The 22,894-nt window shown below is 71.5% G+C and carries 19 protein-coding genes; 8 read left to right on the top strand and 11 right to left on the bottom strand.

Annotated elements, in window-relative coordinates; all coding sequences use genetic code 11:
* Positions 1-75 precede the first annotated feature (75 nt).
* The 5 genes from ACX1D3_RS05160 to ACX1D3_RS05140 form a co-directional block, all read right to left on the bottom strand.
* Positions 76-945 carry an ABC transporter ATP-binding protein gene (locus ACX1D3_RS05160; protein WP_458995917.1) on the bottom strand — a complete coding sequence of 290 codons (870 nt, stop codon included), beginning with the start codon at positions 943-945 and terminating at the stop codon, positions 76-78.
* Complete coding sequence (locus ACX1D3_RS05155) at positions 923-1,756, bottom strand: ABC transporter permease (protein ID WP_458995916.1); 834 nt, start codon at positions 1,754-1,756, stop codon at positions 923-925. Before ACX1D3_RS05155 ends, ACX1D3_RS05160 begins: the two co-directional genes overlap by 23 nt.
* A 68-nt stretch (positions 1,757-1,824) precedes the next feature.
* Complete coding sequence (locus ACX1D3_RS05150; protein WP_458995915.1) at positions 1,825-2,994, bottom strand: glycosyltransferase; 1,170 nt, start codon at positions 2,992-2,994, stop codon at positions 1,825-1,827.
* A complete protein-coding gene (locus ACX1D3_RS05145) occupies positions 2,994-4,589 on the bottom strand; it encodes a glycosyltransferase (RefSeq protein ID WP_458995914.1) in 1,596 nt (531 codons plus the stop codon). Before ACX1D3_RS05145 ends, ACX1D3_RS05150 begins: the two co-directional genes overlap by 1 nt.
* Positions 4,586-7,081: a glycosyltransferase family 4 protein gene (locus ACX1D3_RS05140; RefSeq protein WP_458995913.1), complete on the bottom strand. Its 2,496-nt coding sequence runs from the start codon at positions 7,079-7,081 to the stop codon at positions 4,586-4,588. Before ACX1D3_RS05140 ends, ACX1D3_RS05145 begins: the two co-directional genes overlap by 4 nt.
* Positions 7,082-7,229: 148 nt before the next feature.
* On the opposite strand from ACX1D3_RS05140, the gene argG reads away from it, so the two are divergent.
* The 5 genes from argG (at position 7,230) to ACX1D3_RS05115 (ending at position 13,281) form a co-directional block, all read left to right on the top strand.
* Entirely contained in the window at positions 7,230-8,660 is a 1,431-nt protein-coding gene (argG, locus tag ACX1D3_RS05135; RefSeq protein ID WP_458996485.1) for an argininosuccinate synthase, read from the top strand.
* 316 nt (positions 8,661-8,976) lie between these two features.
* Positions 8,977-9,513, top strand: a complete 537-nt coding sequence (locus ACX1D3_RS05130) for a helix-turn-helix domain-containing protein (RefSeq protein ID WP_458995912.1) — start codon at positions 8,977-8,979, stop codon at positions 9,511-9,513.
* A gap of 63 nt (positions 9,514-9,576) precedes the next feature.
* On the top strand, positions 9,577-10,533 hold the full coding sequence (locus ACX1D3_RS05125; protein WP_458995911.1) for a TIGR03885 family FMN-dependent LLM class oxidoreductase: 957 nt from the start codon (positions 9,577-9,579) through the stop codon (positions 10,531-10,533).
* A 6-nt stretch (positions 10,534-10,539) separates the two neighbouring features.
* Positions 10,540-12,192: an alpha-amylase family protein gene (locus ACX1D3_RS05120; protein ID WP_458995910.1), complete on the top strand. Its 1,653-nt coding sequence runs from the start codon at positions 10,540-10,542 to the stop codon at positions 12,190-12,192.
* Between the two features lie 45 nt (positions 12,193-12,237).
* Positions 12,238-13,281: an FUSC family protein gene (locus tag ACX1D3_RS05115; protein ID WP_458995909.1), complete on the top strand. Its 1,044-nt coding sequence runs from the start codon at positions 12,238-12,240 to the stop codon at positions 13,279-13,281.
* 42 nt (positions 13,282-13,323) lie between these two features.
* Here ACX1D3_RS05115 and ACX1D3_RS05110 read toward each other — a convergent pair whose 3' ends face one another.
* Positions 13,324-14,109: an HAD family hydrolase gene (locus ACX1D3_RS05110; protein ID WP_458995908.1), complete on the bottom strand. Its 786-nt coding sequence runs from the start codon at positions 14,107-14,109 to the stop codon at positions 13,324-13,326.
* 98 nt (positions 14,110-14,207) lie between these two features.
* Entirely contained in the window at positions 14,208-15,482 is a 1,275-nt protein-coding gene (gene serS, locus ACX1D3_RS05105) for a serine--tRNA ligase (protein WP_458995907.1), read from the bottom strand.
* Positions 15,483-15,690: 208 nt separating this feature from the next.
* Between serS and ACX1D3_RS05100 the strand changes: the two genes are divergently transcribed.
* Both ACX1D3_RS05100 and ACX1D3_RS05095 read left to right on the top strand, forming a co-directional pair.
* Positions 15,691-16,893 carry an MFS transporter gene (locus tag ACX1D3_RS05100; protein ID WP_458995906.1) on the top strand — a complete coding sequence of 401 codons (1,203 nt, stop codon included), beginning with the start codon at positions 15,691-15,693 and terminating at the stop codon, positions 16,891-16,893.
* Between the two features lie 45 nt (positions 16,894-16,938).
* The gene (locus tag ACX1D3_RS05095; protein ID WP_458995905.1) at positions 16,939-18,495 is read left to right on the top strand and encodes a bifunctional phosphatase PAP2/diacylglycerol kinase family protein; all 1,557 of its coding nucleotides are present in this window, start codon (positions 16,939-16,941) and stop codon (positions 18,493-18,495) included.
* Between the two features lie 192 nt (positions 18,496-18,687).
* Here ACX1D3_RS05095 and pheA read toward each other — a convergent pair whose 3' ends face one another.
* From pheA to aat, 4 genes are read right to left on the bottom strand one after another with little or no spacing between them, the layout of a single operon-like run.
* Positions 18,688-19,587: a prephenate dehydratase gene (pheA, locus tag ACX1D3_RS05090; RefSeq protein WP_458995904.1), complete on the bottom strand. Its 900-nt coding sequence runs from the start codon at positions 19,585-19,587 to the stop codon at positions 18,688-18,690.
* Positions 19,588-19,630: 43 nt separating this feature from the next.
* Complete coding sequence (locus ACX1D3_RS05085; RefSeq protein WP_458995903.1) at positions 19,631-20,443, bottom strand: DUF1206 domain-containing protein; 813 nt, start codon at positions 20,441-20,443, stop codon at positions 19,631-19,633.
* A gap of 28 nt (positions 20,444-20,471) precedes the next feature.
* Complete coding sequence (locus tag ACX1D3_RS05080; protein WP_458995902.1) at positions 20,472-21,335, bottom strand: Fpg/Nei family DNA glycosylase; 864 nt, start codon at positions 21,333-21,335, stop codon at positions 20,472-20,474.
* Positions 21,328-22,110 carry a leucyl/phenylalanyl-tRNA--protein transferase gene (gene aat / locus ACX1D3_RS05075; RefSeq protein ID WP_458995901.1) on the bottom strand — a complete coding sequence of 261 codons (783 nt, stop codon included), beginning with the start codon at positions 22,108-22,110 and terminating at the stop codon, positions 21,328-21,330. Before aat ends, ACX1D3_RS05080 begins: the two co-directional genes overlap by 8 nt.
* A gap of 91 nt (positions 22,111-22,201) precedes the next feature.
* Between aat and ACX1D3_RS05070 the strand changes: the two genes are divergently transcribed.
* Entirely contained in the window at positions 22,202-22,888 is a 687-nt protein-coding gene (locus ACX1D3_RS05070; protein ID WP_458995900.1) for an EcsC family protein, read from the top strand.
* Positions 22,889-22,894: the final 6 nt, after the last annotated feature.

Raw genomic sequence — 22,894 nt, 5'->3', positions numbered from 1 at the left:
GCAGCGCCCGGACCGTGCGGTGCAGGCGGGCGTCCGCGACGTCATGCCCCGTGGTGACGAGGCCGACGTCGGCGCTCAGAAGTCCTCCATGACGATGGCCTCGTCGCCCACCTTGAGGAACTCGAGGTAGGCGTCGCACACCTCCGCCGGTTCGCCGCGCTTGATCAGGCGGCCCTTGTGCAGCCAGATCACCTCGTCGGAGAGCTCCTGGATGGTGGAGAGGGCGTGCGAGACGAGCAGCATGGTGCCCGCGCTGCCCATGAGCTCCTCCATCTTCTTGCCCGCCCGCTGCTTGAACTGCGCGTCGCCGGCGGAGAGCGCCTCGTCGATGATGAGGATGTCCGGCTCCATGAACACCGCCACGGAGAACGCCAGGCGGGAGAACATGCCCGAGGAGTAGGTGCGCATCGGCATGTCGATGAAGTCTCCGAGGTCCGCGAACCCCGCGATCTCCTCGAACTTCTCGGTGACCTCGGCGCGGGTCAGGCCGGCGGCGAGACCGCCGATCATCACGTTCTCGCGGCCGGTCAGCGCGGAGTTGAACCCCACCCCGAGCGCCAGCAGGGTGGACACCTTGCCGCGGACCTCGATCTGGCCCTTGGTGGGGGGCAGGATGCCCGCGATGGCCCGCATGAGCGTGGACTTGCCGGCACCGTTGGCGCCGATGAAGCCCGTGCACTGGCCCGCCGGCACGTCGAAGGTGACGCCCTTGATGGCGTTGACCTCGCGGAAGCGCACCTTCTCCTTGCGGGCCTTGCGGACGAGAGCGTTCTTGAGGGAGTTCTTACGCTCCAGGTTCACCCGGTAGGTGATGTGCAGGTCGTCGACGATGACCGCGGCATCGTCCGAGTGCACGGCGGGGGGCGTGACCGACTCGTGAGCGACGGGTTCCGGGTCTCCGGTGGTGCGCTCCAGCGGCGTATCAGAGGCGGACAGCGAACTCACGCTCCCTCGAGACGAAGTACAGGGTGCCGAACACCGCCAGGGCGACCGCCCAGAGGGTGCCGCCCACGAAATAGCTGGTGGCCGGCATGTGACCGGCCAGGGCGTCGTGCCAGATGCCCAGCACGCCGAAGACGGGGTTGAGCTGGATCCACTGGCCCACGTGGCGGCCGATGGGTCCCTCCAGGAACATCTCGGCCGAGTACAGGACCGGGGAGGCGTACAGCCAGATGCGGATGAAGTAGGGGAGGAACTGCGAGGTGTCGCGGAAGTACACCTGCCAGGTGGCCACGAGCGCGCCGAGGCCCAACCCCAGCAGGGTGGACAGCACGATGGCGTAGAGCATCCAGAGCATGTTCCAGGACCACGGGAGGCCCCAGATGATGTGGATCACCAGATAGACCAACAGGGTGGGGAGGAACCGCCGCAGCCCCACGTACACGTTGGAGAAGATGAGCAGCATCTTGGGGAAGCTCATGTTGAGCACCAGGCTGCCCGCGTTCGTCACTGCGTTGACGCACGCCTGCATGGCGCCGGTGATGTAGAAGAAGAGGAACAGGCCGGCCGCGATGTCCGGGAACGTGTGGCTGGCCGACCCACCGGAGAGCACCACCACGAGCAGGAAGTAGACGCCCGCGAGGAGGAGGGGGTTGACCACCAGCCACAGCTGCCCCAGCACGGTGTTGGTGTTCGAGGCCCGGAGGTTGGTGTGGGCCAGCTCCAACGCGAAGTCCCGCCGGCCCCAGAGTTCGCTGAAGTAGGCGCGGAGGTTCGGCACGCTCGCCTTGTGCGGCTTGTAGATCCGCCTCTGCACGGGGGCCCCACCGGCCTTCCGAGACTCAGTCAACCTCTCACCAACTCCCACTCTCAGCGTCCGCCGGGTCAACCGACCCGCGGATCGATGCCAAGTGTCCCATACACCCGCCGGAGCGCCGCCTCGTCCTCCGGCCAACTGAGCCGCGGCCGCGCCTCGCGCACCTGACGGACAAGCTGAGGGTACTCCGCCTGCGCCCGCCGGACGGCGTCGGCGAACGAGGCCGCGTCTCCCGGCCGGTACAGCACGCCCAGGCGGTGCTCGCGCACCAGCTCGCCGAGCTGGCCGACGTCGGTGGCCACCACCGGCACCCCCAGGCTGACGGCGTGGAACAGCTTGTTCGGCATGGCCAGGCGGTGATTGGGCCATCGGTCGGAATGCGTGACCAGCGCCAGGCCCGCCTCCGCGATCGCCCGCGACACGTCGTCGAGGGGAAGGGCCGGCAGCACCGAGGCGCGGCCCGCGTCGAACGTGGTGAGCCAGGTCCCGTCCCCGGGGCCGACGATGGTGATGGGCAGCTCGACCTCCCGGCTGGCCGCCGCGATCACCTCGAGCTCGCGGTAGGCGCCCACCCGTCCCGCGTAGACGGCGCCGCGGGGGCGTTCGGGCAGCACAGGGAGCTCGGCCTCGGGAAGCAGGGGGAAGGTGTTGCGCACCACCGCGACGTTCCCCCAGCCGTACTGGCGCCGCAACGCGTCCGCGACCCCGGGCCCGACGGTGATCACCGCGGCGGCCCGCCCGCCCCATTCGGCCTCCTGACGGCGCTCGCGGCGGTCCTGCAGCGGCGTCGGCCGGTACTCGCGCGGCACGCCGGTCCACAGCTCGTGGGAGTCGTAGACCAGCGGCACGCCACGCTCACCTGCGAGCCTGGCACCCGCGCCGAGTGCGGTGAAGTCGTGGGCGTGCACCACGTCGAACGAGCGGGCGGACGCGTCGGCGTAGGCGCCCTCCGCCCACCGGCCGAAGGCGCTGTTGCGGTGCTGCGGGAGCAGCAGCCACCGGCCGACCCGCGCCGGCCACGACAGGCGGCGGCCCGACAACGAGGTCCCCTGCTCGCCCCTGAACACCGACGACGTGCCGACGCTGGAGACCGTGATGCCCTGGCCGGGCCGGAATCCCGCGGGGACGGACTTGCCGATGATGTGGACGCTGTGTCCGGCACCGACGAGCCCCCCTGCCTCGCGGAGCACCCGGGTGTCGGTGGCCACGGAGGTGGCGACGAGCATCAGGACGCGCATCAGCGGGCCTCTGCCGCATCCACCGGCGGCAGGCCGAAGAGAGTGGGATCGAGCTCGACGCTGGGCCGCACCGCGGGGTTGGCGTCCCAGAACGCGGCCAGGTCCGCAGCCGAGGTGAGGTCTCCCAGAAGCGCCAGCGTGCCGGCGCCGGCCGGGTCAGGCGTCGCGGCGGGCCGGAGGCCCTCCACCATCCGGCGGGCCTTCCGCAGCGCGCGTTGAGGGACCGAGAGCGGACGTGCGGTTGGCTTGGGCTGGGGCACGCCGACCGTGTGGACGACTGCGCCCTGGGCCTCGGCCAGCGCGACCTGCGGCTCGACCGCCGGTGAGCGCCAGGTCCTGCGGGCGAACACCTCGACCCGCTCCGGCGCGGGGCCGGCCTGCCCGGACGCCGCCCGCGCAGGGCCCCACGGGGCCACGCCGTAGAGCTCCGCGAGGCGTGCGCTCACGGCCGCGGGACCGTATCTGGCAGACAGCTCCCGGCGTGCGCCGGCCGGATCGAGGCCCTGAAGGCCCTCCTCGATGTCGGTCACAGCGTCCAGGATCCCGGCCGGGTCCTCCGCCACGTCGATGAACCGGCCGCACAGCCGGATGGTGTCCCCCAGCGCCTCCTGGGGGCCTCCGCTCCTGGTCACCACCACCGGCAGCCCCGCCGCGACAGCCTCACTCACCGCTAGGTGGAACGTCTCGTAGCGGCTGGGCGCGACCAGCACGTCGAAGCGAGGCAGCGCCGCCAGGACCGACGGCTTGGGCACGTTGCCGTGGAACCTCACGCGGCCGCCCAGGCCGGCGACCCGCACCGAGTCCTCAAGCTCCCCGCGGAGGGGCCCGTCGCCGAACAGGTCGAGGGTGGCCGCCGGGCGCTCCCCCGCGAAGCGGGTGAAGGCGGCCATCAGCCGCTGCACGCCCTTGATCTCGAGCAGCCCTCCGACGAAGACCCAGCGGTCCAGCGTCTCAGGGGGCGCGTCCCGACGGGGGGCGCCGTCGAAGTCGACGGGGTTGGGCACCACGACCACCTTGGCGTCGTTGCCGGGGAGGTGGCCGAGGATCAGGTCCCGGACCTGGCCGCTGACGCAGGTGAGGTAGGAGGCCCGGTCCAGGACCTCCGCGTAGAGCTCGCGGCCGGCCGGGTCCGCGAGCACGGTGCGGGCCTCGCTCGAGTGCTCGGTCACCACCACCCGCGTCGCCGGACCGGCGAGACGCGCGGCCAGGAGGCCCCCGAAGTAGATGACGTGGCCGTGCATGACGTCGGCCTCGAGCCCCGGCAGCGCGCCGGCCACGGCTGAGACCGCGCTGGCGGCCCGCTGGGGCACGCTCCATCCACCCACCAGCGCATGCGGCACCCGGGTCAGAGTCCCGAAGTCCCCGCGGGCGTCGAGGGCGCCGGCCGCGCCCATCCGTCGGATCAGGGCGTCGAAGGCAGGGCGGTGGGCGTCGACCAGCTCCTGCGGCCCACCCGGCCACTCGACGGAGTTGACCACCCGCACGTCGAAGCCTCCGGCCGCCAGGCGGCTCCATTCGGCGACGAAGCTGCCCAGCACGGGGTTGCCCAGCGAGGGATACCAGGGCGTGAGGACCGCGAGGCTGCGGTCGGTCATGCGTCGAGCTGGAGGAACCCGGCCAGCACCTCGGCGGCGCGTCGGCCGTCGTGGAACTCGAGGACGTAGGCGCGCCCGGCGGCGCCGATCCCGGCGGCACGCGCCGGGTCCTCGAGCAGGCCGGCCAGGACCTCGCCGAGCGTGTCGGCGGTGGCGCGCACGATGGGCGGCTCCCCCGGGTAGCGCTCGGCCACCCGGTCCGCGAGGTGACCCACCACCACCCTGCCTGCGCTCATGGCCTCGACGGCGGCCAGGCCGTAGTCTCCGATGCGCAGCTGGTCGATGACGATGTCGGCGCCGAGCACCAGGGACCTGACCTGCTCGTGCGGGATGTCCTCCTCGCGCACGTAGCGGATGAGGCCGCGCGACTGCAACTCCTCGCACGCCGCGTCGACGTACTCGGAGCCCTTGATGCCGCTGCTCGGGATGTGCAGGACGACCGGCGGCTTCCCGTCGGCCATCGGCACCCTGTCGCTGGACCAGAGCCGGGTGTCGACCGTGAGGGGAAGCCAGGTGGCGTCGGGCAGGTAGTCGAACAGGTCCGCGGTGGTCACGAAGACCGGGCCGTCGAAGGCCCTGACGTGCGGGGTGAGGTGGTCCACCCGCCGCTGCAGCTTGGCGGTGAGCTCCGCCATCTCGCCCTGCAGCTCGCCACGGAAGGGGGACCACGCCTCAAGCCGGGCGTGCTCCCGGGGGTTGCGGATGTCCGAGCCGTGGAACACGAGCCCCTGGCGGATGCCCTGGGCCCGCAGCCACTCGGTCTCCTGCCAGAAGTACTTGCCGAACGCGTTACCCACGATGGGCCGGCCGGACTCGCTGAGCACGTGGGTGTAGCGGTTGACCAGCCTGGCCTTCAACCGCTCCTGCCAGTAGCGGGTGAGCGACTGCGTCTGGGTGAACACCTCGTCGGCCGGGTAGTTCTGGTCCGAGAGCTTCAGCCACGCCGAGTCCGCGATGACGCGAGGGCGCTCGCGCATCAGCGCGTGGGCCCACTCGGTGGCCTGACCGGCCGAGTTGGTGGTGCCGATCCGCAGCCGCGGACGCGGCTCGAAGAGGTCCGAGTCCGACAGGCTGGCCCGCTGCGCGAGCATGTCGCGGCGGATGCTGTAGAGCTGGGCGGTCAGATCGTGCGGCCGCAGCCCGGCCCGCAGCTGGGGGGTGAGGGTGGCGAGGCACGTGTCGACCAGGTTGTGGCTGAAGTGCTCGAAGGTGTGCTCCGCAACCAGCTCGTCGGTCAGCCTGGACCTGTAGCTGTCCAGATCCCCGAGCAGCTTCGTGGCCGCCTGGGCCAGCGACGCGGGGTTGGAGTGCTGGAACACCTCGCCGATGCCGAACCTCGTGATCCGCTCGCTCAGCCACTCCATGTCGGAGGTGAGGATGGGGAGCCGGGCCTGCACGGACTCGAAGTACTTGTTGGGTGCGGCCCAGTTGTGGTTGCCGACGGGGAGGAAGGGGAAGATCGCGGCCGTGGCGGAGGCGAGGTAGTCGGCCACCTCATGGGTGGGCGCGAACGGCACGAAGTGCAGCCTGTCACGCACCCCCAGGCGCCGGGCCTGCTCGTCGAGCTCCAGGGTGTAGGAGCTCGGCCGCCGGGCGCCGATCGCGAGATGGACGCCCGGGAGCAGGGTGAGCGCCTCGACGGCGTCGTGCACCCCGCGGTGAACCGACAGGCCGCCGGCGTAGGCCAGCAACGGCGCGTCCGGATCGATGTCGAGGAAATCCCGGATGGTCATCGGCCTGCCAGTGGCGGGCAGGTCCCCGATGGGCGCGTTGGGCACCAGCGGTGGGAGCGGGATGTCGTACTTGTCGCGGAGGAACTCCGCGATGGGCTCGCAGACGGTCACCACGGCATCGCAGCCGCGGATGTACTCGGCCTCCAGCGCCGGGAACCCCTGCAGCACGTTCGGGTCCTCGCTGGCGAGGCCGTAGACGTACTCGCGCGCGTCGTAGAGCACCGCCACCTTCCGTCCCTGGCCCCGGAACCGGTCGGCCACGCGGCGCGCCAGGTGCAGGAGGTGGACGTCGCAGACCACGAGGTCCGGCTCGAGCTCGACCACGCGGGCGAACATCGCCTCTTCCATGTCCGCGATGAACGGGAGCATCCCCTGCCACGTGGTGGGGTCCGGCCCCCCGATCTCCTCGGGGTGGCGGACCTTGTGCGCGACGGCCCGGACGGCGTGCTTGGCCCGCGCGGTGGCGCCGTCGACGACGGCCACGGCCTTGAGCACGGGCTGCGGGGGGCGGCGGCGCGTGGTCAGATGGAAGGTCTTGCGGACGGTGCGATAGACGAGGCTCAGCGTCTTCTTCGCCTGCTGGCCGTAGGTGAGGTAGTAGGGGATGCCGCTGATCTCGCCGACGGGCGGGATGCCGGTGCCGTACCCGACCATGGTCACCCTGAAGCCGGCCGCCGCCAGCGCCAACCCGTTGCGGTGCGCCCGGGCGTCGATCTCGACGTTGTTGGGCATCACAATGACGGCGTGGGGCTGCTGCATCTAAAAGTTCTCCGTCACGAGTGAGGGGCAATCCTGAGCTCGGAGCATATCAGGGGCCCCCTTCGCGACCCCCTGCATACGAGGGCCCGAACCTGGGCGGCGCCCACCGTTCGGCACACCCCCTGGGCCTCAAAGCATGACGACTACAGTGTCCTGCGTGTCCAAAGTCTTGACCTCCCTGCCCGTCGGCGAGCGCGTGGGAATCGCGTTCTCCGGCGGCCTCGATACCTCCGTCGCCGTCGCGTGGATGCGCGAGGCCGGCGCCGTCCCGTGCACCTACACCGCCGACATCGGGCAGTACGACGAGCCCGACATCGAATCGGTGCCCGGGCGCGCCGTCGCCTACGGCGCCGAGCTGTCGAGGCTGGTGGACTGCCGGGCCCAGCTCGTCGAGGAGGGCCTCTCGGCCCTGGCCTGCGGCGCGTTCCACATCCGGTCGGCCGGCAAGGCGTACTTCAACACCACCCCCATCGGCCGCGCCGTCACCGGCACGCTCCTGGTGCGGGCCATGGCCGAGGACAACGTGTTCATCTGGGGCGACGGCTCCACCTACAAGGGCAACGACATCGAGCGGTTCTACCGCTACGGCCTCATGGCCAACCCGCAGCTGCGCATCTACAAGCCGTGGCTCGACGAGGACTTCGTGGCCCAGCTCGGCGGCCGCGACGAGATGAGCCAGTGGCTCACCGAACGCTCGCTGCCCTACCGGGATTCGAAGGAGAAGGCCTACTCCACGGACGCCAACATCTGGGGCGCCACGCACGAGGCCAAGACGCTCGAGGAGTTGAGCGTGTCCCTGGAGACCGTCGAGCCCATCATGGGCGTGAAGTACTGGGACCCGTCGGTGGCGATCGCGACGGAGGACGTCACGGTGCGCTTCGAGCTGGGCCGTCCCGTCGCCCTCAACGGCGTGCGCTTCGACGACCCGGTCGCCCTGGTCATGGAGGCCAACGGGATCGGCGGCCGCCACGGCCTGGGGATGAGCGACCAGATCGAGAACCGCATCATCGAGGCGAAGTCGCGCGGCATCTACGAGGCCCCGGGCATGGCCCTGTTGTGGATCGCCTACGAGCGGCTGCTCAGCGCCATCCACAACGAGGACACGCTGGCCAACTACCGCTCCGAGGGCCTGAGGCTCGGCCGGCTGCTGTACGAGGGCCGCTGGCTGGACCCGCAGTCGTTGATGCTGCGCGAGTCGATCACCCGGTGGGTGGCCTCGGCCGTCACCGGCGAGGTGGACCTGCGCCTGCGTCGAGGCGACGACTACACCATCCTCGACACGCGTGGCCCCCACCTCAGCTACCAGCCGCACAAGTTGTCGATGGAGCGCGTGGAGGACGCGGCCTTCGGGCCCACCGACCGCATCGGCCAGCTCACCATGCGCAACCTCGACATCGCCGACTCGCGCGAGAAGCTCGAGCTGTACGCGGCCCAGGGCACCCTGCTGGCCGGGCATCAGGACCTGATCGGTCGCCTCGAGGCGGGCGGGGCCGCGGCCATCGCCGAGCTGGGCGCCACCGGCCCCTCTGACGTCGACGAGGCCGTCGCGGCGTCCTCCATGGAGTCCGGCACAGACTGATCGCCGTCACCGGCCCTACAGCCGCCGCTCACCTGCCATGCACGGTGAGCGGCGGCTGCGCTATGGCCGAAAGTTAGCGGTCCTCCTTCGTCGGGCGAACGCGGGATGTCGTGGCTTGTCGCCGCCATCACGGCGCGGGAATCAGCCCCAGGGCTCGGGTGATTTGAGTATCCGTACTCAAACCTGCTTCGTTGCGTGCTCAGATTCTTTGAGTAGTCGAGCCCAGCGGGCCGCGGGTTCCGCCGCGAGCACCCTTGGCACGGTTGTTTCGGGGACACGCTTCCCCGTTCAGTCGGAAGAGCTAGGGGGCACACCGATGACTGAGACCACACCCTGCGTGCGGTATCCGGACGTATTCCTGCACCGCCTGCTGGACGACGGCACCTCGCCGCAGTCCCGCGGGGAAAGGCAGGAGCGAGACAGTGTGAGGGCGCGGGCAGAGTCGCTGTGCGCCCACTGCCCGCTCCTCGCCACCTGCCTCACCGACGCGGTGACCAAGTTCGACGTCGCCGGCTTCGTGGCGGGCACCACCCCGCGCCAACGCCAGGTCATCCGGGCCAGACTGGCCGTCACCGTGACGACGGAGGACTTCGACGCGATGGTGGGCGTGCGGTCCGGCAGGCAGTACGACCGCTGGGAGATCCTGCGGCTGCGTGAGGAGAACCCGAGCCAGCCCCTGAGCAGGCTGGCCGCGAAGCTCGGATGCTCCGTGTCCACCATCAAGCGCCATCTGCGCAGGATCGAGGAGGAGGGGCTGACCACTCCCCCGGCCCGTCCCACGCCCTCCCCCGTCGAGGTCATGGCCGTGGCCTCGGACGTGATCCGGGCCTCGCGCGGCGAGGCGGCCGCCTGACGCGCGGGGCGTCAGTTTGCCGGAATGCTTGAATCCGGCGCTGTGGCCGGGTGAGAGTGGGGCATGACCCGAATCGGATTCCATGCCTCACACGAACAGATCGCGCCGCGCCAACTCCTGCTGGACGTCCAGCAGGCGGAGCGGGTGGGCTACGACATGGCCATGTGCTCGGATCACTACAAGCCGTGGTCAGAGCGGCAGGGGCACTCCGGCTACACGTGGGCGTGGCTGGGCGCGGCCCTCGCCACCACGGACCTCTCCTTCGGCTGCGTCTGCGCCCCTGGCCAGCGCTACCACCCCGCCGTCGTGGCGCAGAAGATCGGCACTCTCGCAGCCATGTTCCCCGGCCGGTTCTGGACGGCGCTCGCCAGCGGCGAGGCCATGAACGAGTCGATCACTGGGGAGCGTTGGCCGTCGAAGGACGAGCGCGTGGCCCGGCTCGAGGAGTGCGTCGACGTGATCCGTCGCCTGCTGGACGGCGAGGTGGTCAATCACACCGGCATGGTCACGGTGGACCGCGCGAAGGTGTGGGACCGGCCGGAGGAGCCGCCGTCGCTGCTGGTGCCCGCCGTCTCGGCGGCCTCGGCGGCGAGGGCCGCGGCCTGGGCGGACGGGCTGATCACCGTCAACCAGGACCTCGACACCCTGCGCGAGGTGATCGCGGCCTATCGCGGCGCCGGTGGCCGCGGCCCCCTGGCGCTCCAACTGCACCTGTCCTGGGCGCCCACCCTGGAGGAGGCCGAGCGGATCGCCTTCGACCAGTGGCGCTCGAACGTGCTCGGCGCGCCGCTGGCGTGGGACATCGCCACCGTCGAGGGGTTCGACGCGGCCTCCGAGCACATCACGCTGGACTCGGTGCGCGAGGCGGTGCGGATCTCCGAGGAGCTGGACCAGCACGTCGCCTGGATCCGCGAGTACGCGGCGCTCGGGTTCGACGACATCTACCTGCACTTCGTCGGTCAGGACCAGGCCGCGTACCTGGACGCGTTCGGGACCCACGTCCTGCCTAAGGTGCGGTGACGGGCGATGCGGATCACCGACACCAGCGACCTGTGGTGGAAGAGCGCCGTCGTCTACTGCCTGGACGTGGAGACCTTCCTGGACTCCGACGGCGACGGCGTGGGAGACCTCGCCGGCCTGGCGCAGCGCATCGACTACCTGGCCCAGCTGGGCATCACCTGCCTCTGGCTCATGCCGTTCTACCCGTCGCCGGACCGCGACGACGGCTACGACGTCAAGGACTTCTACGGCGTGGACCCGCGGCTCGGCAACCACGGCGAGCTGGTGGAGGTGATCCGCACCGCCCACGATCGCGGCATCCGGGTCATCGCGGACCTCATCGTCAACCACACCTCGGACCAGCACCCCTGGTTCGTCGCGTCGCGGCGCAGCACCACCAACCGGTACCGCGACTACTACGTCTGGCGCGACACGGAACCGGGCGACACCTCCGCCGAGGTGGTGTTCCCCGGCGAGGAGGAGGGCATCTGGACGCTCGACGAGCGCACCGGCCAGTGGTACCTCCACCACTTCTACGCCCACCAGCCGGACCTCAACCTGGCCAATCCGGAGGTCATGGACGAGATCCTGCGCACCGTCGGGTTCTGGTTGGAGCTCGGCGTGGACGGCTTCCGGGTGGACGCGGTGCCGTTCCTGCTCCAGAACGCCGAGAACACCGGCGCCGCGACGATGGCGGTGGACCCGCACGACGTGATCAGGCAGGTCCGGGCGTTCCTGCAACGCCGCAAGGGCCACGCCATGCTACTGGGCGAGGTCAACGTGCCGCACGCCGAGCAGCGGAAGTTCTTCGGCGGCGACGCGGGCGACGAACTGCAGATGATGTTCGACTTCATCGCCATGCAGGCCACCTACCTGTCGCTGGCCCGCGAGGATCCGCGCCCGCTGGTCACCGCACTCGAGGCGCGCCCGCCGATCCATCCCACCTGCCAGTGGGCCACCTTCCTGCGCAACCACGACGAGCTGACACTGGACAAGCTGAGCGAGGCCGAGCGGCAGGAGGTGTTCGACGCGTTCGGCCCCGAGGAGTCGATGCAGGTCTACGGCCGCGGCCTCAAGCGGCGGGTGCCGCCGATGCTCGGCGGCGACCCTCGCCGGGTGCGGATGGCCTACAGCCTGATGTTCTCGCTGCCCGGCACCCCCACCCTCTACTACGGCGAGGAGATCGGCATGGGCGAGGACCTCGAGGCGCCGGGGCGGATGGCGGTGCGGACCCCCATGCAGTGGGGTCCTGGCCGCAACGGCGACTTCTCGACGGCGCAGCCCGGCAGGCTGGTCCAGCGGGTGGCTCCGGACGGCTACGGGCCGGAGCACGTCAACTTCGCCGACCAGGAGCATGACCCCCTCTCGCTGTGGGCGTTCATGCGCACCCTGATCGGCGTGCGCAGGCGCCGTCCCGAGCTGGGCTGGGGGGAGTTCTCCGTGATCGCGACGGAGGCGCCGTCGGTGCTGGCCCATCAGGTGGCGCTGGACGGCTCGGCCGTGGTGGCGGTGCACAACTTCTCGGCGGACCCGGTGTCGGTGTCGCTGACCCGGGTGGTGGCGGACGGGGACGTGGTCGAGAACCTGCTCGACGGCGAGGCGGCGGTGCTGCACGACGGGGCGCTGTCGGTGCAGCTGGAGGGGTACGGCTTCAGGTGGTTCCGGGTGCGTGCCGCCTGATCGACGGTGGGCACGCGGCGCCGTCGACGTCCCTACGATGTCGACGTGGCCTCCTTCGCAACGGAACTCCTGACGCTCGACCGTCGTCTCATCAGCGTCCGGGCCGGCCTGACCGGTCTCGCGGTGCTGTCCGTGTTGGCGGCGGCCATCCTGATCTGGGGGCCTCTGGCGATGGCCGCGGTGATCGGGGCGCTCATCCTGCTGGCGACGGATCCGCCCCCGGCGGGCCGCCCGTGGGCCAAGGCGCTCCTGCCGCTGGTCGTCGTGGGGGCCGCCCTCACCTACGTCGCGGTCTGGATCGACGGCCGTCCCGTCGCTGCCGCGGTCCTCGTCGGCGTCGTCGGGGTGGCCACCGCGCTCCACTCGGGCCGCAGCAGGAAGGCCGGCGTCCGCGGCCTGATCTCCGCCATCTGGATCATCCTCGCGCTGACCCTCCATGACACGGGCGTGGGCCCGCTCGGGTATGCCGCGGGGTTCGCCGTCGGCGCCGCCGTCGGTGCCGGGGTGGCGTGGCTACGGGCCCGTGAGGGTTCCGATGAGGGGGTCGGTGACGATGACGTCGAGGCAGGGACGACGGCGCAGCCGTCTTCGGGGCGCCGTGGGCAGCTCGGCAGCGCGCTGGGGCAGTTCGCCGTGCTGCGCGGGCTCGGACTGGCGGTCGCCACCCTGCTCGGCTTCACGTTCTTCCCGGCCCATCCGGCCTGGCTCCCCGTCTGCGCCCTGCTCGTGATGCGCCCGCCCAGCCATCAGGCCTTCGTCCTGGGCACGCAGCGAACCCTGGGCACGGCCGTCGGGGTGATCATCGCGGTGGCGCTCACCGGGCTGGTCGGCGACAACACCCTGGTCCTGGTGCTGCTCTTCCTGGGCTCCGCGTTCCTGGTGATGACATTCCGCGAGGTCAACTACGCCCTGTTCGCCCTGCTGCTCACCACTCTGATCGTCTTCAGCCAGAGGATCCTGGGGGTCGGGGCCGCCGAGTCGGGCGTGGACCGGCTGCTCGAGACGCTGCTCGGCGTCGTCATCGCGTTCTGCGTCCTGGGCCTCGATGCAGCCCTGACGCGCGCCCGGACGCCTGCCCCTGAGCGCTGAACGACGGGCGATGCTCCGGGATCGGCACGCCCGGCCCAGCGGCTAGCCGGGGAACCAGCGCGAGAGTTCCTCGACCGTCCCCAGGTCCGCGAAGTGCCCGGTGACCGCGTCGGCGGCCGCCTTCACCACGTCCGGGGCGTCTCCCATCGCGACGCCGCGCCCGGCCCACTCGAGCATCTCGATGTCGTTGCGGCCGTCGCCGATGGCCAGTACCTCGGCCGGATCGATGTCCAGCTGGTCGCACACGATCTGGAGGCCGTGTGCCTTGTCCACGCCCATGGGCGCGATGTCCAGCCACGCGGACCAGCCGATGAAGTAGGCCACCTCGTGCAGGCCGAGCTGGCTCACCATGCCGTTGAAGACCTCCTCCGAGCTGTGCGGGTCCCGCACGATGACGCGCGAGACCTCCCGCGAGGCCAGCTCGTCGATGCTCTCGATGGTCACGTCGCCCTGGAGTTCGCCGTCGGGGAAGGGGCGGTTCACCCGCCAGTGCAGGCCGTCCTGCACCGCGATGCACGCGCTGGGCGCCAGCTCGGCCACCCGGTGCACGGTCTCCCTCGGGTCGAACCGGGTCTCGTGGTGCACCTCGAACGGCGGGTTGGTGATGACCATGGCGCCGTTGGAGGACACCGCCCACCCCGGGGGAAGGTCCAGGTGGGTGAAGATGATCTCGGTGGAGATCCACGACCGCCCCGTCGACAGCACCACCGGCACCCCGGCGTCCACCACGCGTCGCACGGCGGCGTGCACCTCCTGCGGCATGTCGCCGAACGGGTCGACGAGGGTGCCGTCGATGTCTAGAGCCACCATCCTGGGGCTGAACTTCATGGGCAAACGAACCTCTCTAGCATGACCCGGCGGCCACGGTGCGGCGAGCGTGACAGACGCTGGTGAACACCCGGTGACCTGGGGCCGAACGGCCGGGGCTACGCCGGCGGAACCAGCGCCTCCCGGCCTCCCAGGTAGGGACGCAGGGCCTCCGGGACGCGCACGGAGCCGTCGGGCTGCTGGTGATTCTCGAGCAGCATGATGATGATGCGCGTCATGGCGCACAGCGTGCCGTTGAGGGTGGCGACGGGGCGCACGCCGTCGGCGAAGCGGCCCCGAATGCCGAGGCGGCGGGCCTGGAACTCGGTGCAGTTCGAGGTGGAGGTCACCTCGCGATAGCGCTCCTGCGTGGGCAGCCAGGCGTAGCAGTCGAACTTGCGGGCGGCCGACAGGCCGAGGTCGCCCGAGGCCACGTCGAGCACCTGGAACGGCACCTCCAGCGCGGTCAGGAACTCCTTCTCCCACCCGAGCAGCTTCTCGTGCCAGGCCTCCGCGTCCGCCGGGTCGCAGTGGACGAACATCTCCACCTTGTCGAACCAGTGGACCCGGAAGATGCCGCGGGTGTCCTTGCCGTAGGAGCCGGCCTCGCGGCGGAAGCACGGCGAGTAGGCCACGTACTGCCGGGGGAGGGTGGCGCCGTCGAGGATCTCCCCCGCGTGGTAGGCCGCAAGAGCCACCTCGGAGGTGCCGACGAGGTACAGATCGTCCGCCGGGAGGTGGTAGACGTCCTGCGCGGCCTGCCCGAGGAACCCGGTCCCCTCCATGGCCGACGGCTTCACCAGCGCCGGCGGGATCATGGCCGTGAACCCCCACTCGGCGGCCTTGGTCATGGCCAGGTTGAGCAGCGCCAGCTCCAGCTGCGCGCCGATGCCGGTGAGCACGTAGAAGCGGGACCCGGAGATCTTGGTGCCGCGCTCCATGTCGATGGCGCCGAGCAGCTCGCCGATCTCCAGATGGTCCCTGGGCGTGAAGCCCTCCGCCGCGAAGTCCCGGGGGGTGCCGACCGTCTCGAGGACGACGCCCTCGTCCTCCCCGCCCTCGGGGACGCCGTCGAGGACCAGGTTGCCGAGCTGCTTCATGAGTTCGGTGAACCGTTCCTCGGTGGTGTCGACGGCGGCCTGGGCCGCCTTCACGTCCGCAGCCAGCTGGCCCGTGCGCTGAAGCAGCGCGGCCCGCTCGTCGCCCTTGGCCCTGGCCACCTCCTTGCCCAGCCCCTTCTGCTCGGCGCGGAGGGTCTCGTAGGCGAGGATGGTGGAGCGGCGGGACTCGTCTGCGTCGATCAGGTCATCGACGAGCTCGACCGAGGCGCCCCGGGCGGCCTGGGAACGTCGGATGCGGTCTGGATCCGCGCGGAGCCACTTGGGATCGATCATGGGCCCTACCTTACCGACGCCGCGCCGGAGGACTCGGGCGCGGCCGCCCCGACCACCTGGCCCTCCCGGGGTGGGGGGAGGGTTTGAGCCAATGGATGGGTTCGCGGCACTCGTCACGCTCAGCTCCCGCGCGGGGTCCCCCGCGAACCCATCCATTGGCTCAAACCCAGCCCACCCCCGCACCCGGGCGGTCGCATAGGGTGGGGCGGTGACGGGTGAGCTGACGACGGGGCGACGGGAGCCGATCTCGGCCGAGATCTGGGTGCTGGTGGCCTCGGCCATGATCATCGCGCTCGGGTTCGGCATCGTCGCGCCCATCCTCCCGCAGTTCGCCAAGTCGTTCGACGTGGGGCTGATGGCCGCGTCGTCCATCGTCTCGGTGTTCGCCCTTGTCCGGCTCCTGTTCGCCCCCGCGGGCGGCGCGCTGGTCAACAAGCTGGGCGAGCGGCGGGTCTATCTGGTGGGCCTGATCATCGTGGGCGCGTCGAGCGTGCTGAGCGGGCTGGCCACGGACTTCTGGTGGCTCCTGGTGTTCCGCGGGCTGGGCGGCGTGGGCTCGGTGATGTTCACCGTCTCCGCGATGGCGCTGCTGGTCCGGCTGTCACCCCCGGCGCAGCGCGGGCACACCTCCTCGCTCTACGGCACCGCCTTCCTGCTCGGCAACATCGCCGGCCCCATCCTGGGCTCGGCGATGCAGGGCCTGGGCCTGCGGGTCCCGTTCTTCATCTACGCCGGGGCGGTGTTCATAGCGGCGGCCGTGGTGATGGTGTTCCTGCACGGAGGCCCCGGGGGGCGCCCCGTCGACGGCGAGCAGCGCGCCACCATGTCGCTGGCCGAGGCCATGGGCCTGCCGTACTACCGGGCGCTGCTGGTCACCGGGTTCGCGCACGGCTGGGCCAACTTCGGCGTCCGGATCGCGTTGCTGCCGCTCATGGCGGCGGCGGTGCCCACCATCGGGAACCAGGCCGCCGGCATCGCGCTGACCCTCTTCGCGCTCGGCAACGCCGTCACCCAGCAGGCCACCGGCCGCCTCGTGGACCGACGGGGCCGCAGACCCTTCCTCGTCGTGGGACTCCTCGTGTCCGCTGCAGCGACGATCTTCTTCGGCTGGGTGGACGCGCTCTGGGTGTTCCTGGCGCTCTCCGCGCTGGCCGGGGCCGGGGCAGCGCTCATCGCGCCCGCGTCCCAGGCGCTGATGGCCGACATCATCGGCTCCAACCGCAACGGCGGCCAGGCCCTGTCCACCTACTCCATGTCGATGGACCTCGGCTCCATCGCGGGCACCATGCTGGCCGGCGCCATCGCGGACGCCGTCGGCTTCGGCTGGGCGTTCGCGGTGACCGGCGCGGTGATGGCCGGCGCCGTCCTCCCGTGGCTGTTCGTCCGGCGGCGCCCGGCCCGCACCGCCTGAGCACGCCCCGCCCGCCGCCCACCCGGCGGTGGAAGAATCACGGCCATGATGCGGAGGTCGCCCGTGACGGTGGCGGCGACGCTGGGCTTCGGCGCCGCCTTCGTAGTGTGGACTCTCCTCCTGCCCGCCTCCGTCGACGACCTGTGGCCGCACTCCCCCGTGGCCGACCGGTCCGTGGTGGGCCAGGCGGCGGCGGCCGTTGCGCTGCTCACGGTCCCGACCCTGATCTACCCGGGCCTGCTGGCCGTCGCCTGGTGGGCGTGGCGGCGGAGGTTCCTGGCGATGGCGCGGGCCATCGTCATCGCGGTGGCGCTCGGCGTGGTGGGCACGGCGCTGCTCAAGCTGACGGTGGGCCGCGACCGCCCGGACAGCCCGTGGGACTACCTGGTGAGCAGCGATCCGCTCAGCTACCCGTCGGCGCACACGGTGGCCATGACTGTGGCGGCCACCCTGCTCGGCGTCCTCACCACCACCACCCGCCGCCCCCGTCGCGTGGTGCTCGCCACGCGCGTGCTGGGCGGTGTCGCGGTGGTGGTGGTCGCGGCCGACCGGCTGCTGCTCGGGGCGCACTTCGTCACCGACGTGGTGGGCGGGTTCCTCTTCGGCGGGTTCGTCGCGTCGCTGGCCTGCCTGATCGCCGACGTGCACATGGCGCGCTCCGTCGCATCGCACACGGGGCCGGGCCGCGTCGTCGTGGTGTACCACCCCGGAAAGGTGCGTGACCTCACGGTCCTGCACCGCCTCATCGGGCACGAGGCCCACGACCGGGGGTGGGAGCCGCCCATCTGGCTGGCAACCACGGAGCAGGACCCGGGAGGCGGCATGGCACGGGCCGCGCTGGAGTCGGAGGCCGACCTGGTGGTGGTCGCCGGCGGCGACGGCACCGTGCGCGAGGTGTGCGCCGCCGTCAGCGGCTCGGACGTCCCCGTGGCCATCCTTCCGTCGGGCACTGGCAACCTGCTGGCCCGCAATCTGGGCGTCCCGCTCGACGCCGGCCGGGCGCTCACCCTGGCGTTCACCGGGGAGGCGCAGGGCATGGACCTCATGCGCTATCAGGACCTCGACGGCGGGGTCAACGGTGTCGCGGCGGTCATGGTGGGCCTGGGCGCGGACGCCGCGGTCCTCCACGACACCGACGAGGCACTGAAGCGCGCGCTCGGCCCGGCCGCGTACGTGTGGGCGGGACTGGGCCACATCAGGGCCCGGCCCGTGCCGCTGCGGCTCACCGTCGACGGCGCCGCCCCGCTCGAACGGGAGGCGTCGCTGGTGGAGGTGGGCAACGTCGGTGACCTGTATCCGGGGGTGTCGCTCATGCCCTCGGCCAGCGCCCACGACGGGACCCTGGAGGTGCTGGTGGCCTCGCCCGAGACGGCCGGCGACGTCGCCCGGATGATCGGCGGGGTGCTGCGGCAGACGTCGGAGGAGCCCCTGCTGGACCGCCTCGAGGGCGCGTCGGTCACCGCGGAGTACGCGGAGCCGGTGCTCTGCCAGGTCGACGGCGATGTGGTGGGAACCGTGCGTCGGATCCGTTTCGACGTCATTCCTGCCGCGGTCAGGGTGGTGCTGCCACAACCCGTCGACGGACCCCCACCCGCTGGCTGAGCCCCTTCCCGCTGGCTGAGGTGCCAGCAGCGCAGCGACGATCCTCGAGCCCTGACCATCGCACCTTGTCAACTCACGTTTCTTAGGCTTCCAGGCCGCTGCGCGGCACCTCAGCCAGCGGGGGGCCGCACCTCAGCCAGCGGGGGCCGCACCTCAGCCAGCGGTGGGGCCGTGGGCTGAGGGGTCGCCAGGTCACCCGAGGGTGCGGATCCACCTCGCGGCGGCGTCGAACTCCTCGTCGCTGAACCCGTGGCCGACGACGGGACGGGCCTTGTCCGCGCGCGGGTACGAGCCCAGGAAGTGCACGGTGGGGCACACGCGGTGCAGCCCCTCCATCGCCTCCTCGACGCGCTTGTCGTGCAGGTGTCCCTCGACGTCGATCGAGAAGCAGTACGAGCCCAGCGTGGTCTTCGTGGGGCGCGACTCGATCCGGCTCAGGTTCACCCCGCGCACCGCGAACTGCTCCAGGATCTCCAGCAGTGCGCCCGCGTGGTCCTCGCGCATGTAGGCCACCAGGGTGGTCTTGTCCGCGCCGGTGCGCTCCGGCACCGGCCCCGCGACACCCACCTCGACGAACCGGGTGACCGCCCCGGGGTTGTCCTCGATCTGGTAGGCGAGCTCCTCCAGCCCGTACAGCTCCCCCGCGACCCTCGCGCACACCGCGGCGTCGTAGCGCGACTCCGGCCGCGCGACCTCGGCAGCGGCACCGGCCGTCGATCCCGCTTCGGTGATGTGGGCCTGCGGCACCATCATCCCCAGCCAGTCGCGGCACTGGGCCGCGGCGTGCCCGTGGGTCAGCACCTGCTGCACCTCGTCCATCCTGGTCCCGGGGCGCACGTAGAGCCCGAACTCCACCGGGATCACGATCTCGCCGCGGATGGCCAGCGGGGCGCCCGCGATCAGCTCGTCGAGCGTGGCCGACACCCCGCCCTCGACGGAGTTCTCGATCGGCACGACGGCGCCGCGCACGTGACCCAGCCGCACGGCGTCGAGCGCCTCGCGCACGCTGGCGAACGCGAGGGCATCGTCGTCGGTGATGGTGCGCAACGCCTGATGGGTGAAGGTCCCCGCGGGGCCGAAGTATCCGAGCACGCCCCTCAGGTTAGGCCATGGGCCGACGGCGACACCGAAGCCGTCAGCGAGCCTGGCGCGCGGTGGTCCTGGCGCGCGCGATGCAGTAGACGCCGTAGAGGATGAGCCCCACGCCGATCGCCACCAGCACCGCCTGCCCGCCCGGCACCCCGACGAGCGCCTTGAGCGCGCCGTCGAGCCCGCCGGTGTCCTCCGGATCGCGCGTGAACACCGCGACCACGAACAGCACTCCGACGATGACCACCGCCAGGCCCTTCGCCAGGTAGCCGCCGATCCCGAGCGCGGTGAACGAGCGCCGGAACCGGGGTGGCAGCTCCACGTCCTCCAGGAAGGACTTCGTGACCCCCTTGGCCATCATGCCCACGCCGATCGCCGCGATGACCACGCCCGCCAGCACCAGGAGCGCCGAGCCCCACCAGCTCTGCAGCAGCTCCGCGCTCAGCGATTCGGTGGTCTGCTCGCCGTCCGCCGTGCCCCCCAGCGCGTACACCAGCGCGGCCGAGCCGACCACCGCGTACATCACGGCCCTGCCCACGCTCTTGGCCGCGTCGCGCTTGTCCCGCGACACCTCCCCGACGGCGACCGCCAGCGAGTAGAGGGCCAGCGCGAACAGCGCCCCGGCCACCAGCCACAGCGCCGCCGCCCCCAGGGGGTTGTCCTTGATGGCCCGCATGGCGCCGGACTGGTCCGCCGACCCTCCCGCGCCGCGCGCGATGCCGATGGCGATGCCGCCGATGATGGCATGCACGATGCCGTTGACGACGTGACCCGCCGCGGCCGCCCAGGCCGCGACCGGGTGCTCCTCGACGTCCTTCGCCGCGCCCTGGACGCCGCCGATGACTCCCCCGTCGCTCATCCCCACATCGTAGGCGCCGTGGACGGGGCTACTTGAGGAGTTTCGACATCCGCCGGTCGGCCAGCGGCCGCCCGCCGGTCTGGCAGCCGGGGCAGTACTGGAGCGACGAGTCCGCGAAGGACACCTCGGCGATGGTGGAGCCGCACACCGCGCACGCCTCCCCGGTGCGGCCGTGCACGCGCATCCCCGCGCGCTTGGCGTCCTTGAGCTGGGAGATGGGCACCTCGGCCGCGGACGCCACGGCCTGGCCGAGCACCTGCCGCAGGTGGTCGAAGAGCTCGGCCGAGCCCGCCTCGTCGAGGCTGTTCGCGGGCTTGAACGGGCTCAGCCGGGCCGCGTGCAGGATCTCGTCGCTGTAGGCGTTGCCGATCCCGGCGAGGATCTTCTGGTCCCGCAGGACGCCCTTCAGCTGCGCCCGTCCGGCGGCCGCGAGCACCGCGCGGAAATCGTCGACGGTGAAGCCCGGGTCCAGCGGATCAGGCCCCAGTGCCGCGACACCGGGCACCTCCTCGGGGCTGTCCACCACGTAGACGGCGAGGTGTTTCTGGGTGCCGGCCTCCGTGAGGCTGAAGCCGGATCCGTCGTCGAGGACGATCCTCAGCGCCAGGCCGGACTTTCCGGGCCGCGCGGGGACCTGTGGCGCCACGTCGTGCCAGGTGACCCAGCCGGCGCGGGCGAGGTGGAAGATCAGGTGCACGCCCTGGGCCGCGACGTCGACGAACTTGCCGTGGCGGGTGACGCCGTCGATCTCCAGCCCCGCCAGCGCAGTCAAGGGGGTCTTGTACGTCTTGAGCGCGGAGAACGACACCAGGTGGCCGGCCGCGACGACCCGGCCGCGCAGCCTGCGGTCCAGTTCGCCGGCCAGCGCGGCGACTTCGGGCAGCTCAGGCATCGGCCCCTCCTTCTGACGGTCGTGCCCCCGTGACGGGCGTACCCCCTCCGGACAGTGTGCCCCGTGCGCGCGCCGCATCCCAGGCCTGCAGCAACTCCGCGCCGTCCATCCTGCCGCGGCGGCTCCACGGCAGCTGCGGCAGCTCGAGCGCCACGCTCAGGCGCGCCAGGTACTCGGCGCGGGGCACCTCGTAGGCGCCGAGCGACCCGAGGTGCTCGGTGAGCCACTGCACGTCCAGCAGCCGCACCCCGGCCGAGGCGAGCTCGACCGCGAGGCGCAGGAGCGCCACCTTCGACGCGTCCCGCCCGCGGTGTGGGTGGTGGAACATCGACTCACCCGCGAACACTCCCCCAAGGTGCACCCCGTAGAGCCCGCCGACGAGCCGGCCGTCGGCGTCCCACGTCTCGACGGAGTGGACCCACCCCTTGGCGTGCAGCGTGGTGTAGGCGTCCTGGATCCGGTCGTCGATCCAGCCGCCCTCGCGGGCCGGGTCGCCGCAGGCGGCCAGCACGTCGTCGAAGGCCAGGTCGACCGTCGTGGTGTACCGGCGCGCCGACTTCCGCAGCGACCGCGTGACGTGCAGCCCCTCGATGGGCAGCAGGCCGCGCTGCATGGGGGACCACCACCCCATCTCCTCCCCGTCGTGGTCGATGGGCATCGGGAACACACCGCAGGAGTAGGCTTCAAGCGCGAGACCGGGGCCGAACTCCTCGGAGTAACCGATCAGATCCTGGCCCGGCCAGTCCTCCGGCCGGCCGAATGTGGCGCCCAACATGGCCCCCAGTCTGGCAGCCCCTAGGTGGATTTCCAGGGTCGACGCGTTTGCGGGGCTGTGACAGGCTGGGATCGAAGAGAGGAGTGTGACGATGAGTGATGGCAACGTCGTGGCGGTGGCCGAGAACTTCACCGCCGATGTCCTCCACGAACTGCTGCAGCTGGCCATCGAGGGCAAGGGCAGGCTGCCCGGGGCCAAGCACTCCGCCAAACAGCTCCTGGCCCAACGCGCGGACGCCGAGGAGGCCATCGCGCGGATGATCGCCCAGCACGTCGCCATGGCGGGAGGGCAGGGCTTCGCCACCAACTGGGGCGGGTTCTTCGTCGCGCTGGTCGCGATACCCGCCAACATCGCGGCGGCCACCTTCCTCCAGGCCAGGCTGGTGGCGGGCATCGCCCACCTACGCGGCTACGAACTGAGCGACCCCAGGGTCCGCACGGCCATCCTCATGGTGATGCTGGGCCCGTCCACGATGGCGGACCTGGTGAGCAAGGGCGTTCTGCCCAGCTCTCCCCTGGTGGTGGCCACGGCCCCCGTCTTCGACGCCCGGCTCGACGGGCAGGTGTCGCGGGCACTCCTGGACCGCGTGATGTACCAGGTCAGCGGCAAGCGCCTGGGGGTGCGGGCCCTGCGCGGCATCCCGCTGGTCGGCGGAGGGGTGGGCGCCGCCGTCGACGGCTGGAGCACCCGGAGCATCGGCATCCACGCCATGAACGAGTTCCCGAGCCGGCGCCCGAAGCTGTCGCGGGGCCACGCCGAGGGCGCACAGCCGCAGTAGGGACCG

The sequence above is a fragment of the Tessaracoccus yangjingae genome (assembly GCF_054483935.1).
Note: the sequence above shows the minus strand (reverse complement) of the source record. Positions and strands in the feature narration are given on the sequence as shown.

Coding starts and splice junctions, on each gene's coding strand:
- ACX1D3_RS05150 (WP_458995915.1), bottom strand. CDS start 2,994: ATGCGCGTCCTGATGCTCGTCGCCACCTCCGTGGCCACCGACACCCGG.
- ACX1D3_RS05145 (WP_458995914.1), bottom strand. CDS start 4,589: ATGACCGACCGCAGCCTCGCGGTCCTCACGCCCTGGTATCCCTCGCTG.
- ACX1D3_RS05140 (WP_458995913.1), bottom strand. CDS start 7,081: ATGCAGCAGCCCCACGCCGTCATTGTGATGCCCAACAACGTCGAGATC.
- ACX1D3_RS05130 (WP_458995912.1), top strand. CDS start 8,977: ATGACTGAGACCACACCCTGCGTGCGGTATCCGGACGTATTCCTGCAC.
- ACX1D3_RS05125 (WP_458995911.1), top strand. CDS start 9,577: ATGACCCGAATCGGATTCCATGCCTCACACGAACAGATCGCGCCGCGC.
- ACX1D3_RS05120 (WP_458995910.1), top strand. CDS start 10,540: ATGCGGATCACCGACACCAGCGACCTGTGGTGGAAGAGCGCCGTCGTC.
- ACX1D3_RS05110 (WP_458995908.1), bottom strand. CDS start 14,109: ATGAAGTTCAGCCCCAGGATGGTGGCTCTAGACATCGACGGCACCCTC.
- serS (WP_458995907.1), bottom strand. CDS start 15,482: ATGATCGATCCCAAGTGGCTCCGCGCGGATCCAGACCGCATCCGACGT.
- ACX1D3_RS05095 (WP_458995905.1), top strand. CDS start 16,939: ATGATGCGGAGGTCGCCCGTGACGGTGGCGGCGACGCTGGGCTTCGGC.
- ACX1D3_RS05085 (WP_458995903.1), bottom strand. CDS start 20,443: ATGAGCGACGGGGGAGTCATCGGCGGCGTCCAGGGCGCGGCGAAGGAC.
- ACX1D3_RS05080 (WP_458995902.1), bottom strand. CDS start 21,335: ATGCCTGAGCTGCCCGAAGTCGCCGCGCTGGCCGGCGAACTGGACCGC.
- aat (WP_458995901.1), bottom strand. CDS start 22,110: ATGTTGGGCGCCACATTCGGCCGGCCGGAGGACTGGCCGGGCCAGGAT.
- ACX1D3_RS05070 (WP_458995900.1), top strand. CDS start 22,202: ATGAGTGATGGCAACGTCGTGGCGGTGGCCGAGAACTTCACCGCCGAT.